Below are 13150 nucleotides of genomic sequence, written 5' to 3' on the forward strand. Positions count from 1 at the left end.
GGATTTCTCCTGGGGGCCTCTGGCCTGCTGTGCACTCGGCAGGATTCGAACCTGCAACCTTCTGATCCGTAGTCAGATGCTCTATCCGTTAAGCTACGAGTGCTTGTGCTTCCCGGGCTTTTCTGCCTGGTCGGCGTTGCGGGAACAACATTACATGACCTGCGCCGTAGCGCGAAATCCTTAAGTCGCACCACCTCTGACCTGCGAAAACGCCCTGTTTGGCGGTGTCGGGCGGCGCACGGCGTACGCCGCCCGGGTCCGGATACGACCGAAGCCCCGTGCCAGTGGCACGGGGCTTCGGTAATGGGGCGGAGGCGGAGGGATTTGAACCCTCGATGGGCTTTAAGACCCAAACCGCATTAGCAGTGCGGCGCCATAGACCGGACTAGGCGACGCCTCCAGCACACCTCGCGCGAGCGCGAGTGGTGCGTGCAGATGATGACACAGCTGAGCGCCGCGTCACCAACCGGTGCCTACGGTACTAGGCAGTCGGGCACGAGGGCAAAGCGCCTGCGGTTGCGCAACGCCGTGGCGTGTGGAGCGTTAGTGAGGGTGGAGGCCGTTCGCCCCCGTCGAAGTGCACGAGCACAGGAGTCCGCATGTTGCGCCGTCTCGCCCTCACCGCCGTCGCGTCCCTCGCCGCGCTGTCCGCCGCCGTGCCGGCCGCGACCGCGGCCACCGCGCCCCTGCCACTGCCGCTGCCGCTGCCGCTGCTGCACGGGGACGATGCCCGTACCCGGCTGACGGTGACGATCTCGGATTCGGGGGACCCCACGGCCGACGGCGTCTTCGAGCTGGAGTGCGGACCGACGGGCGGCAGCCACCCGGCAGCCCAGCAGGCCTGCGACCGGCTGGAGGAACTGGCGGACGAGGGCGCGGCCCCGTTCACGCCGGTGCCCCGGGACGCGATGTGCACGCAGCAATTCGGGGGGCCGGCCACCGCCCGGGTCACCGGTACCTGGCGCGGGCGGAGCATCGACACCGTCTTCGCGCGGAGCAGCGGCTGCGAGATCTCACGCTGGAACAATCTGCGGCCCGTGCTCCCCAGCGTCCGATGAGCGGGGGTCTGTACGCCTTTCCGCAGCACCCCGTGCACACAACCTTGGTGAGAGCTCCCCCTCATCCGCCGACCTGCGCCCCTTCCCTGCCTTTAGACTCCTTCCGTGACAGCCTGCGGCCCGAGGGGCAAGATGGGGCCCGCTGTCGGCAAGGTGCGGTAACCAGGGAGGAAGCGTCGTCGTGAGCAGCAGGCCATCCCGAGGCGCTGCTCGCCTCGCAGCCATACTCGATGCACTCCCCGACGGGCTGCTGCTCGTCAACTGCAACGGCACCGTCGTCAACGCCAACACCATCGCGCTGGAAATGTTCGAGACGCCGGGCACCGCGCTCGTCGGGCGCGGGCTTCTCGATCTGCTGCCGGAGTTCGACTCCAAGCTGATTCCGGGGTCGATGCGCCGCCCCGAGTCCGCCGACGACCGGGGCCGTACGAAGCCGACACGGATGACCGCGCGGCGGACCGACGGCACCGAGTACCCGGTCGAGGTCACCAGCGCCAGCCTGGAGGACGGGCAGGCCGCGTACAACGACTTCCAGAGCACGTACAGCGGCAGCTATACGGGTGACGAGCTGCTGATGCTCGTCGTACGGGATCTGTCGGGAACCGTCGACACCGAGGCCGAACTGGCCCGTTCGCAGCGGCAGACCGAGATGATCCTGCGGGCCGCGGCCGAGGGTGTCGTCGGTACGGACACGGACGGCCGGGTCGTCCTGGTCAACCCCGCCGCCGCGCAGATCCTCGGCTTCCGCGCCAGCGACCTGGGCGGCCAGGAGCTGCATCCGCTGATCCTGCACTCGCGGGCGGAGGGCGGGCCGTTCCCGTACGAGGAGTCGCCGCTCGCCGACACCCTCAGGTCCGGCCGCAAGCACCGGGTGCGCGGGCAGGTGCTGTGGTCCAAGAGCGGTGCGCAGGTGCCGGTCGACCTGACCACGGCGCCGGTCCGGGACGGGGACCAGTTGGTCGGTGCGGTCATGACGTTCACCGACCGCCGGCCGTACGAGGAGCTCGCCGAGCAGCACCGGGCCGAGGTCGACGAACTGACCACGAGCCACACCGCCGAGGTCACCGCCCTGACCACGAGCCACACCGCCGAGGTCACCGCCCTGACGGAACGGCACAGCGCGGAACAGGCCGACCGGGCCGAGCGGTACACCGCCGAACTGGAAGCGCAGGCCGAACAGCTCGCCGCGCTGACCGCCCGGCACACCCAGCTCACCGCCGTGCTGGGCGAGTCGCTGCGCGGGCCGCTGGAGGAGCTGCGCGGCGAACTCTCCACGCTCGCCGCCGACCCGGCCGGCCAGCTGTGGCCGGAGGCCAACCAGATCCTGCACCACCTGGCCGCGGGCTATGCCCGGATGACCACGCTCGTCGACAACGTGCTCGGTTACCAGCGCCTGGACGCCGGCTCGGAGGACCTCGTCAAGGCGAACGTGCTGCTCGACTCGGTCGTGACGGCCGGCATCGACGCGGCGGTCGAGCTGATCGGTCCCGGGCGGGCCCAGTTCGCGGTGCATGCGCCGCCGATCGAGGCCGAGGTGGACGCGGCCCGGCTGGTGACCGCGCTCGCCCATCTGGTCGCGGATGTCGCCGGGGTCGACTCGACCGGCAAGGCCCGCCTGGTGCCGGGCGGCGGCTACGTCGACTCGACGGTCGTCGTCGCGGCGGCGCAGCGCGGTGAGGTCGTACGGATCGAGGTGCGTGGACCGTTCGCCGGGGGAGACCCGGTGCACGAGCCGATCGTGCGCGGGATCGTGCGGGCGCACGGCGGCGTGCTCCAGACGCACGAGGTGCCGGGGATGAGCGGCAGCGCGTACGTACTCGAAGTGCCGCTGGGCAAGGGCTCGGGAACGGTGATGCCACCGGCGCCCGAGCCGGAGGCGGGTTCTGCGCCTGAGCCGGGCTCCGAGGCGGGGGCCGAGCCGGGGGCCGGGTCGATGGCAGGTCAGGGTACGTCGGGCGGTGGACGGCGGCGGGCACGGCGGGCCTCCACGGACGCGTTCCTGGAGAGCCCTGTGGGTGGTTCCGGGGCGGGGGGCGAGTCCGGTTCCGGTTCCGGTGACACCGCCGCAGCCGAGCCGACGGGGCGGCGCCGGGCGCGTCGTGAACCCGCGGCGCAGGAGACGCAGGGCGCGCACGACATGATTCCCGTCCAGCAGGGCGAGGGTTCAGGGCGCAGGCGGGGGCGGCCGAGCCCGGCCGAGACCGGTACTCAGCACGCGCTTCCGGCTCAGCTGCCCGAGCAGTCCCGGCGACCCGGGGGGCCTGCTGACGAGCAGCAGGGGGCCGGGACGGGGCAGGCGTTGGCGCTGCCTCCGGCCGCCTCCGCACCGTCCGAAGGGGCGGTGGTGACGGCGGCCGAGGGCGCGCAGGGTGGCGGTGGCAGTCCGCAGCGTGGCCGGACCGTGCCGCCGCAGGGTGTTCCGGTTCCGGCCGAGGGTCCGATGCCGATGCCGATGCCGGTGCCGGCGGGTGGCCACCGGGCGCACCAGGGCGGTGAGAACCAGTTGGCTCTGCCGGCTTCCGCTTCCGCCTCTGCTGCCTCCTCCGCCTCTGCCTCCGCCTCCCAAGACCTCTCGCGGGTCGGCGACGGGGCTGTGCCCGCACCGGCGTCTCAGCCGACCGGGCGGCGGGCGCGGCGGGCGTTGGCGGCCGCGCAGGAGCACTCCGCCCAGGCCGAGCCGACCGGACCCCGTACCGCGTTCGCTCTGCCGCCCGCGGAGGCCGACCGGGCCCCGTCCGCGGCCGTCGACGCGGACGCCTCGTTGCCCGGACGCCACGACGCCGTACGCGTCGCACCGGACGAGGAGCACACCCCGCCCCAGGCACACCCCGTACCGGCCGGGCGGCGGCGGGCGCGTCACGCCGACGCACCCCAGCAGTCCACACAAACCCCGCAGCCCGCGCAGACCGACGACCGGCCCGACAGCCACCCCGGCGGCGATCCGGAGTGGCCCGCGGCCGGGCACACCACGCACACCACCGGCAGCACGCCCGTCGCCGAGAGCCGTCCGCGGAACATCGCGCCCGTACCCGACGCGCGCAGGCAGCCGCTGCCCGCGGAGGCTCCGCCGCCCGGCGGCTCGTCGGACTCGACGCAGGGGCGCGCGTTCAGCGTGCGGACGCTCGGGCAGGGCGTGCCTTTCGCCCAGCACATCGCGCATCAGCAGAACCAGACGCTCGGCGGTGCCGGACGGCGCCGTAAGCTCGCCGCCCCGCCGGAGGACGAGCGCACTCCGCAGACCGCACTGCCGCAGACCGCGTCGTCCCCTGCCGCGCCCTCCCCGGCCGCCTCGTCGCAGCCCGCTCCGTCCCCGGCCGCTCCGGCCGCTCCATCCGGCGCCGCACAGGCCCCGAACCCGGGTTCGGGGCAGCTGCTGTCGCCTACTCCGGAGGCCGAAGGACGCGCGTACGCCATAGGGGCACCCGACGAGGGCGCCGAGGGGCCGGAGCCGCTGGACGGTCCGGGTGGCGCGGTCGAGGTCGCCAACCGTCCGTCGCCGCAGCCCGTCGACGACGAGCTGCCCCCGGAGCCGCTGGACAACCCGCGCCGACTGCTCGTCTGGCCCGCGCCCGATGTCTCCACCCAGCAGGCGCTGAGCGACCGCGGCTACCGGCCGGTGATCGTGCATTCGCGCGAGGAGGTCGACGCCCAGATCGCGGCGTTCCCCGCCGCGCTCTTCGTCGACCCGCTCACCGGTCCCATCACCCGCAAGGCGCTGCAGTCACTGCGTCAGGCCGCCGTGGCGGCCGAGGTCCCGGTACTGGTGACGGCCGGTCTGGGGCAGGCGTCGCGGGAGGCCGCGTACGGTGCCGACCCGGCCGTACTCCTCAAGGCGCTCGCCCCGCGCGACAGCGAACAGCATCCGCCGCGGGTGCTGTTGATCGAGGAGCGCGAGGAGATCGCGCTGGCGCTGACGGACACGTTGGAGCGGCGCGGCATGCAGGTCGCGCAGGCCTCCACCGACAACGAGGCGGTGACCCTCGCCACCCGGATGCGGCCCAACCTGGTGGTGATGGACCTGATGCAGGTACGCCGCCGCCGGGCCGGGATCGTCGACTGGCTGCGCGCCAACGGCCAGTTGAACCGGACCCCGCTGGTCGTCTACACCTCCGCCGACATGGCCGGGTCCGAGCTGCCGAAGCTCAGCTCGGGCGAGACCGTGCTCTTCCTGGCCGAGCGTTCCACGAGCGACGAGGTGCAGTCGCGCATCGTCGACCTGCTCGCGAAGATCGGCACGAACTGACCGGCGGACAGCCGGGGATGACGACGAGGGCGGTACGGGATAACCCGTACCGCCCTCGTCATACGCCCCGTCCGGCCCGGTCCCGGGCCCGGTCAGAGCCGGGTGATGTCCAGCTCGCCCGCCGCGTACTGCTTGCGGATCACCTTCTTGTCGAACTTGCCGACGCTCGTCTTCGGCACCGCCGGAATGACCGTCCAGCGCTCCGGCAGCTGCCACTTGGCGATGCCGGACTCGGCGAGGAACCTCTTCAGCACCTCGTAATCGGCGGCTGCGCCGTCCTTGAGCACGACGGTGGCGAGCGGGCGCTCGCCCCACTTCTCGTCCGGGACGGCGACGACCGCCGCCTCGGCCACGTCCGGGTGCGCCATGAGGGCGTTCTCCAACTCGACGCTGGAGATCCATTCGCCGCCGGACTTGATGACGTCCTTGGCCCGGTCGGTCAGGGTGAGGAAGCCGTCGTCGCTGATCACGCCGACGTCACCGGTCTTCAGCCAGCCGTCCTCGCTGAACTTGTCCTCGGGGCGCAGGTCCTCGCCGTGCGCGCCCCCGTAGTAGGCCCGGGCGATCCAGGGGCCGCGTACCTCCAGCTCACCGGCCGACTCGTTGTCCCACGGCAGCAGCTCGCCTCCGGGGCCGACCAGGCGCGCCTCGACGCCGGCCGGGAAGCGGCCCTGGGTGACGCGGTAGGGCCACTCCTCTGCCTCGGTCAGCCCGGCGGGCGGGTTGGCCATGGTGCCAAGCGGTGACGTCTCCGTCATGCCCCAGGCGTGGCAGAGGCGGACGCCGAGCTTGTCGTACGCCTCCATGAGGGACGGCGGGCAGGCGGCGCCGCCGATGGTGACGCGGGCCATGGAGGTGAGGTCGCGCGGGTTGGCGGTGACCTCGGCGAGCAGCCCCTGCCAGATGGTGGGGACGGCTGCGGCGTGGGTCGGCCTCTCGCGCTCGATCATGTCGGCGAGCGGGGCGGGCTGCAGGAACCGGTCCGGCATGAGCATGTTGATGCCGGCCATGAACGTCGCGTGCGGCAGCCCCCAGGCGTTCACATGGAACTGGGGGACGACCACCAGCGTGGTGTCCTTGTCGGTCAGCCCCATCGACTCCGCCGTGTTGACCTGCATGGAGTGCAGGTAGATGGAGCGGTGGGAGTAGACGACGCCCTTGGGGTCGCCGGTGGTGCCGGAGGTGTAGCACATGGCGGCGGCCTGGCGTTCGTCGAGCTCGGGCCAGTCGTAGCTGGTCGGGCGGCCGGCGATCAGCTCCTCGTACTCATGCACCCGGGGCGCAGCGCCGTCCAGGACGGAACGGTCGCCCGGCCCCGTGACGATCACGTGCTCGATCGACGTCAGATGGGGAAGGAGCGGCGCGAGCAGCGGCAGCAGGGAGCCGTTGACCATGACGACCTTGTCGTCGGCGTGCTCGACGATCCAGATCAACTGCTCGGCCGGGAGCCGGAGGTTGAGAGTGTGGAGGACGGCGCCCATCGAGGGGATCGCGAGGTACGCCTCGACATGTTCGGCGTTGTTCCACATGAGGGTGCTCACGCGCTGGTCGCCGTCGACACCGAGTTCGTCGCGCAGCGCGTTCGCCAGCTGGGTGGCCCGCCGGCCGATCTCGGCGAAGCTGCGCCGCTGCGGCTCGGGCTCGCCGGTCCAGGTCGTGACCTGCGACTTCCCGTGAATGGTCATCCCATGTCGAAGGATGCGGGTGACAGTCAGCGGTACGTCCTGCATGGTGCTCAGCACGGCGTCCTCCCGGTGGGCGCTACGCGGCAGTAGGGTTCCGCTGATTCTGCTCACATACCAGTCGGTACGTCACTAGTCCCGGGAGTACGAATCGGTATCGTCCGACGGAATCGGGGTCGTCCGGCAGAATCGGTTCCGCCGTCCGGCACGCGTCAGCGGACCGGAGCCAGCTCCGGGTCCTCCCTGAGCTTGCCCAGCGCTCGCGACACCGCGCTCTTCACCGTGCCGACGGACACCCCGAGCACCTCGGCCGTCTGGACCTCGCTCAGATCCTCGTAGTACCGCAGGACCACCATCGCGCGCTGCCGCTCCGGGAGCTTCAGCACGGCACGCCACATCGCGTCGTGCAGCGTCTGGTGCTCGGCCGGGTCGGGGGCCCCGGGGGCCTCCTGCTCGGGCAGTTCGTCGCAGGCGTACTCGTCGACCTTGCGCTTGCGCCACTGCGAGGTCCGGGTGTTCAGCAGTGCCCGGCGGACATAGCCGTCGAGCGCCCGGTGGTCCTCGATCCGCTCCCAGGCGACATACGTCTTGGTGAGAGCGGTCTGCAGCAGATCCTCGGCATCGCTCGGGTTCGCGGTGAGCGAGCGGGCGGCGCGCAGCAGCACGGGCCCCCGCGCCCGTACGAACGAGGAGAACGACGGATACGGGGCGTGCGGAGCCCGTGAGGCGTACGACGAAGCGCGCGAGGCGAACGGCGTGTGCGCTCCGTGCGTCACGTACGCGGTGTGCGGCGCGTGCGCGGTGTGTGCTCCGTGCGTCACATACGAGCCGTGCGGGATGTGTCCGGTGATGGCAGCTCCCCCGGAGGTGCCCGTGCAGACTGGCGTGGTCATGGCTCCACGCTAGGAGCGGGCGCCGCCCCGGGGATCGGCCCCAGGTCCCGAAACGGCGTCCGCCTCAGGGTGTAGGGGTGGGGCCTGCCCGACCTCCTGTAGGTGGATCCGTCGTCTTCAGGGCTCAGGGTCGACCCCTCAGTCATTCGTCCGCGCCCAGTATCAGCGCCGAGGTGGGAACGCCGGTGCCTGCCGTGACCAGGGTGCGGGCCGCCCCGGACAGCTGGTTCACCGACGAGCCCCGGATCTGCCGGACCGCCTCCGCGATGCCGTTCATCCCGTGCAGATACGCCTCCCCCAGCTGGCCGCCGTGCGTGTTCAGGGGCAGCGCGTCGGCCGCGACGAAGTCCGCCGCCTCGCCCGGCGCGCAGAACCCGAACTCCTCCAGCTGCATCAGGACGAACGGCGTGAAGTGGTCGTAGAGGATGCCCACATCGATGTCGGCGGGGGAGAGACCGGAGCTCCGCCACAGCTGCCGGGCGACCACCCTCGTCTCCGGCAGCCCGGTCAGATCGTCGCGGTAGAAGCTGGTCATCTGTTCCTGCGCCCGCCCGGCCCCCTGGGCGGCGGCGACGATCACGGCGGGCGGGCGCGGCAGGTCCCGGGCCCGTTCCGCGCTGGTGACGACGATCGCCTGCCCGCCGTCGGTCTCCTGACAGCAGTCGAGCAGCCGCAGGGGTTCGACGATCCACCGCGACGCGGCGTGATCGGCCAGGGTGATCGGCTTCCCGTAGAAGTACGCCGCGGGGTTGCGGGCGGCATGGCGCCGGTCGGTGACCGCGACATGGCCGAAGGCCTCCGGCGTCAGGTTGTACGTGTGCAGATAGCGCTGGGCGGCCATGGCTACCCAGGAGGCCGGCGTGAGAAGCCCGAAGGGGAGGTTCCAGCCGAGCGCCGTGCCTTCCGCGGTGGGCTCCCGCTGCTGCACTCCGGAGCCGAATCTGCGCCCGGAACGCTCGTTGAACGCGCGGTAGCAGACCACGACGTCGGCCACTCCGCTCGCCACGGCCATCGCCGCCTGCTGGACAGTGGCGCAGGCCGCCCCGCCGCCGTAGTGGATTCGGGAGAAGAACGACAGCTCACCGATGCCGGCCGCCTGGGCGACGGTGATCTCGGGGCTGGTGTCCATGGTGAAGGTGACCAGACCATCGACATCGGCGGGGGTCAGCCCGGCATCGTCGAGGGCGGCCCGCACCGCCTCGACGGCCAGTTTGAGTTCGCTGCGACCGGAGTCCTTGGAGAACTCGGTCGCCCCGATCCCCACGACCGCCGCTTTGCCACCGAGCGAGTCGGCTCCGCGCAGGCTCATGCCGCCCCCTGAGGAGCGCCGCCGGTCATGGTCACACTCGCGGGCGCATGCACGGTCACCGTCACCCTGCCGGTGACGTGCCTGCCGAGACCGTTGGTTCCGACGATCGACACCTCGGCCGTCCCGTCGTCCTCGAGGGCGGTGACCGTGCCGCTCAGGACCATGGTGTCCCCCGGGTAGTTGGGCGCGCCCAGTCTAATGGCGACCTTGCGGAGCACGGCCGACGGGCCGAAGCGGTCGGTGACGTACCGGCCGACCAGTCCGTTGGTCGTCAGGATGTTCATGAAGATGTCCGGGGAGCCCTTCTCCCGGGCGAGTTCCGCGTCGTGGTGCACGTCCTGGTAGTCGCGGGAGGCAAGGGCGCCCGCCACGATCAGGGTGCGGGTCACCGCGATCTCCAGCGGCGCCAGCTTCTCGCCGACCTTCACTCCGGTCCCTCCTTCACCAGTGACTGGCCGAGTTCCTGAAGTACTTCGCTGCCGCATCCCAGATAGGCGTCGAGCTGACGGCCCCAGAGGAAGTGCCGGTGTACGGGGTGGTCGAGGTCCGCTCCCGTTCCGCCGTGCAGATGCTGTCCGGCGTGCACCACCCGCTTTCCGGCCTCGGACGCCCACCAGGCGGCGGTCAGTGCCTGCGGCCCGTACGGCAGCCCCGTGTCATGGCGCCAGGCCGCCTCGTACGCGGTGACGCGTATCGCCTCGGTGTCCATATGGGCGTCGGCGGCGCGCAGCAGTACCGCCTGCTTGGTGGAGAGCGGACGCCCGAACTGCTCCCGGGTGTTGGTGTGGGCGACGGCCCGGGCCAGCGAACCGGCGCACACCCCGGCCTGCAGCCCGGCGAACGCGATCCGGCTTGCAGCCAGCACTTGTTCGTACGCCCCGGCGCGACCGACGTTCTCGACCTGCCCGAGCGGTTCTCCGTACGCCCCGGCGCCCCTGAGCCGCTCCTCAGCCGCCCGGTCACCACCGAGCCCCTTCCCCCGCGCCCTTTCACCACCGAGCCGGTCACCCCGCGCCCTTTCACCACCGAGCCGCTCGGCGCGCGCCCGGTCCAGGACGAGCCGCGCGGCCGACCAGGGTGCCGTCGTCTCGACCGGCTCCGTCGCCACACCCGGATCACCGGTCCGCACGATCCACAGTCCCCGGTCCGAGTCCGCGACGAGGACGAGGGACGCGTCGCGCAGCCACGGCACGTACGGCACGCTGCCGCTCAGCCGCCCCTCGCCGTCGGCCCGCGTCCCGCCGCGTGCCGGGAACGCCCCGGTGGCGACGGCCGTGCCGTCCCGCAGCGGGGGCAGCAGCCGGTCCCGTTGTTCGTCGGTGCCGTGCGAGGCGACGGCGAGCAGCCCGTACACACAGCTCGCCGCGAACGGCACCTGCGCCGTCGTCCGGCCCTGCTCCTCCAGCAGCAGCACCAGGCCGAGCAGCCCGATCTCCTCGACCGCCGCGGTCAGTCCGGCCGCGCAGAGCTCCTTCCACAGCTCGGCGTCCGTCCCCGTGCCGGCCCCGGCCAGGCGTTCATGCGTCGACAGATCCCCGAAGATCCGCGCCGCCAGTCCCTGCGCCGCGACCTGTTCCTCGGTGGGTACGAAGTCCATGTCAGCCCTCGCCTCCCCGGAAGACCGGAAGCTCCACATCCCGGTCTGCACGGAGGAATTCCAGCCGCACCGGCATTCCCGCCCGCACCTTGTCGTACGGCACCCCGATCACATTGCTGACCATCCGTACCCCCTCCGCCAGCTCTATCAGCGCCACCGCGTAGGGCCCGCCCCCGTCGGAGGCGCTGAAGGCGGGGAAAGGCGGGTGGTGCATCACGACATGGCTGAAAACGGTGCCGTCGCCACTCGCCTGGACCGTGTCCCATTCCTGGCAACCGCACGCGCTGCAGCCGGGCAGCCAGGGGAAGCGCAGCGTGGCGCACTCGCCGCACCGCTGGATCAGCAGTCTGTGCTCGGCAACGCCCTGCCAGAACCCGGCGTTGTCCCGGTTGATCACCGGCCTCGGGCGCGGGCTCCGGCCGCCGGGACGCGCCGCCCGCTTCGCCGCGGCCGGCGCGTACTTGAGGATCCGGAAGCGGTGCGTCCCGGCGAGTTCCCCCTCCGCGCGGACGTCCATCCGCGTCGTCACGAAGTACCCCGTCCCCAGCTTGGTCGTCTTGCGCTCCGAGACGGACTCGATCACCGCGTCGAACGTGATGCGGTCGCCGGGCCGCAGCGGCCGCAGATACTCCTGCTCGCAGTCGGTCGCGACCACCGAGGTGCAGCCCGCGCCGTCGAGCAGCCCGAACAGCTCCTCGTACGCCTCGGAGCGGTCGGTGTGCCCCGACAGACCGCCCATCGTCCATGCCTGCAGCATCGTCGGCGGGGCGATCGCGTCGGGTCCCGCGTAAGCGGGGCCGCTGTCCCCCATCGCCTCGCACCAGTGCCTGATCATCGGCTCGTTGACCGGGTCCTTGCCGACGCCCGCGGTCGCGGCGGGCCGCCCCTCGAACTCCTTGAGCCGTTCGTACAACCGGTCCGGCCCGCCCCGTTCCTCCCGTTCCTCCCGCGCGCCCGTCACCGCTTGCCCCTCTTCATGCCGAGCCGCATGGTCGCGACGATCTCCCGCTGCACCTCGCTCACTCCGCCCCCAAAGGTGTTGATCTGCGCCGCCCTGTTCATCCGCTCCAGCTCCCCGTCCTCGAAGGCGCCGGGCGAACCGCCCCGGATCGTCCCGGCCTCACCCGTGATCTCCTGGCAGATCCGGTACACCTCGACCGCGCTCTCGGTTCCTGCGAACTTCACGCCGCTCGCGTCGCCGGGGGCCAGGGAACCCGCGCCGACATCCCCCACCAGGCGCCAGTTGAGCAGGCGCGTCGCCGCCAGCCGGGCGTACGCCTCGGCCAGCCGGGTCCGCACCCACGGCTCGTCCACCGGACGCCGGCCCGTGACCGGGTCGCAGGTGCGGGCGAAGGCGAGCGCCGCCTCGTAGCAGTCCTCGGCCTGCATTCCGATGGCGGCGAGAGCCACCCGTTCATGGTTCAGCTGGTTGGTGATCAGCCCCCAGCCGTCGTTCTCCGCGCCGACCAGATGCGTGGCGGGCACCCGTATCCCGTCGTAGTAGGTGGACGTCGTGGTCAGCCCGCCCACGGTCTCGATCGGCGTCCAGGAGAATCCGGGGGCGTCCGTCGGAACCAGAATGATCGAGATGCCCCGGTGCTTCGGCGCATCCGGGTCCGTACGGCAGGCGAGCCAGATCCAGTCCGCGTTCTGCGCGTTGCTGGTGAAGATCTTCTGCCCGTCGATCAACCAGGAGTCACCGTCCCGCACGGCCCTGGTGCGCAGCGCCGCGAGGTCCGTGCCGGCCTCCGGCTCGCTGTAGCCGATGGCGAAGACGAGATCGCCGCGCAGGATCCTCGGCAGGAAGTACGCCTTCTGCTCGTCGGTCCCGTATTTCATCAGCGTCGGTCCGACGGTGTTGAGGGTGACCATCGAGACGGGCGCCCCCGCCCGGTATGCCTCGTCGAAGAAGACGAACTGCTCGTCGGGTCCGCGGCCCTGGCCGCCGTACTCGACGGGCCAGCCGAGCCCGAGCATCCCGTCCGCGCCGATCCGGCGCAGTAGTCGGCGCTGTCCGGCCGGGTCCTCGAACCCGGGCACCGCCCTCGCGTCCTTCCTGGGCATCACCTTGCGGAAGTACGTACGGAGTTCGGCGCGCAGTTGTTGCTGACGCGCCGTCTGGGCGAGGTGCACGACAGCTGCCTCCCGGACACAGGCGTACGGATACGGACGTACGGATTCGGGCACGCATTCAAGGTTTCTGACTGTCCGTCAGATCAGTCTGTCCTGTCAAGGTCGACGACACCCCGACCCGGCCGCCGGCCCAACGCGAAGCGGCCTGCGCGTGTGCCAGCCAAGGCCCCGGCGCCTGGCGCCCGACGACCACGCCGTAACCGCCCACCCCCCGGCGGGCGGGCGGGGCCGGCTG

9 protein-coding genes and 2 tRNA genes are annotated in these 13150 nt (G+C 71.7%); 2 read left to right on the forward strand and 9 right to left on the reverse strand.

Translation table 11 applies throughout. The features are described 5' to 3' along the window. Nucleotides 1–30: 30 nt before the first annotated feature. Together ACFU8Q_RS31720 and ACFU8Q_RS31725 are read right to left on the reverse strand one after the other, a co-directional pair. A tRNA-Arg gene (locus ACFU8Q_RS31720) sits at nucleotides 31–103 on the reverse strand. Between the two features lie 206 nt (nucleotides 104–309). Beyond that, nucleotides 310–400, reverse strand: a tRNA-Ser gene (locus ACFU8Q_RS31725). A gap of 199 nt (nucleotides 401–599) precedes the next feature. Here ACFU8Q_RS31725 and ACFU8Q_RS31730 point away from each other — a divergent pair. Beyond that, nucleotides 600–1058 (forward strand): SSI family serine proteinase inhibitor, encoded by a 459-nt coding sequence (locus ACFU8Q_RS31730; RefSeq protein ID WP_384460568.1) that lies wholly within the window; start codon nucleotides 600–602, stop codon nucleotides 1056–1058. A gap of 181 nt (nucleotides 1059–1239) precedes the next feature. Then, entirely contained in the window at nucleotides 1240–5301 is a 4062-nt protein-coding gene (locus ACFU8Q_RS31735) for a PAS domain-containing protein (protein ID WP_384460571.1), read from the forward strand. A gap of 92 nt (nucleotides 5302–5393) precedes the next feature. On the opposite strand, the gene ACFU8Q_RS31740 is transcribed toward ACFU8Q_RS31735, so the two are convergent. From ACFU8Q_RS31740 to ACFU8Q_RS31770, 7 genes are all read right to left on the reverse strand, one after another. Next, nucleotides 5394–7043, reverse strand: coding sequence for a long-chain fatty acid--CoA ligase (locus tag ACFU8Q_RS31740; RefSeq protein ID WP_384460591.1), 1650 nt, complete (start codon nucleotides 7041–7043; stop codon nucleotides 5394–5396). Between the two features lie 152 nt (nucleotides 7044–7195). Then, nucleotides 7196–7876, reverse strand: a complete 681-nt coding sequence (locus tag ACFU8Q_RS31745; protein WP_384460575.1) for a SigE family RNA polymerase sigma factor — start codon at nucleotides 7874–7876, stop codon at nucleotides 7196–7198. A gap of 142 nt (nucleotides 7877–8018) precedes the next feature. After that, nucleotides 8019–9185 (reverse strand): lipid-transfer protein, encoded by a 1167-nt coding sequence (locus ACFU8Q_RS31750; protein WP_384460578.1) that lies wholly within the window; start codon nucleotides 9183–9185, stop codon nucleotides 8019–8021. Next, nucleotides 9182–9613 (reverse strand): MaoC family dehydratase, encoded by a 432-nt coding sequence (locus ACFU8Q_RS31755; RefSeq protein WP_384460581.1) that lies wholly within the window; start codon nucleotides 9611–9613, stop codon nucleotides 9182–9184. The genes ACFU8Q_RS31750 and ACFU8Q_RS31755 overlap by 4 nt, the downstream gene beginning before the upstream one ends. Continuing rightward, nucleotides 9610–10782, reverse strand: coding sequence for an acyl-CoA dehydrogenase family protein (locus ACFU8Q_RS31760; protein WP_384460584.1), 1173 nt, complete (start codon nucleotides 10780–10782; stop codon nucleotides 9610–9612). The genes ACFU8Q_RS31755 and ACFU8Q_RS31760 overlap by 4 nt, the downstream gene beginning before the upstream one ends. Before the next feature lies 1 nt (nucleotide 10783). Then, entirely contained in the window at nucleotides 10784–11743 is a 960-nt protein-coding gene (locus ACFU8Q_RS31765) for a bifunctional MaoC family dehydratase N-terminal/OB-fold nucleic acid binding domain-containing protein (RefSeq protein WP_384460588.1), read from the reverse strand. Then, entirely contained in the window at nucleotides 11740–12915 is a 1176-nt protein-coding gene (locus tag ACFU8Q_RS31770) for an acyl-CoA dehydrogenase family protein (protein ID WP_384460594.1), read from the reverse strand. The genes ACFU8Q_RS31765 and ACFU8Q_RS31770 overlap by 4 nt, the downstream gene beginning before the upstream one ends. Between the last annotated feature and the right edge of the window lie 235 nt (nucleotides 12916–13150).

Origin of the sequence: Streptomyces sp. NPDC057543 (assembly GCF_042801895.1) — a bacterium.
In the GTDB taxonomy this organism is placed as follows: domain Bacteria; phylum Actinomycetota; class Actinomycetes; order Streptomycetales; family Streptomycetaceae; genus Streptomyces.

Excerpts from the sequence above, each read along its gene's own strand:
- ACFU8Q_RS31730 (WP_384460568.1), top strand. The coding sequence starts at position 600 with ATGTTGCGCCGTCTCGCCCTCACCGCCGTCGCGTCCCTCGCCGCGCTG.
- ACFU8Q_RS31745 (WP_384460575.1), bottom strand. The coding sequence starts at position 7,876 with ATGACCACGCCAGTCTGCACGGGCACCTCCGGGGGAGCTGCCATCACC.
- ACFU8Q_RS31750 (WP_384460578.1), bottom strand. The coding sequence starts at position 9,185 with ATGAGCCTGCGCGGAGCCGACTCGCTCGGTGGCAAAGCGGCGGTCGTG.
- ACFU8Q_RS31760 (WP_384460584.1), bottom strand. The coding sequence starts at position 10,782 with ATGGACTTCGTACCCACCGAGGAACAGGTCGCGGCGCAGGGACTGGCG.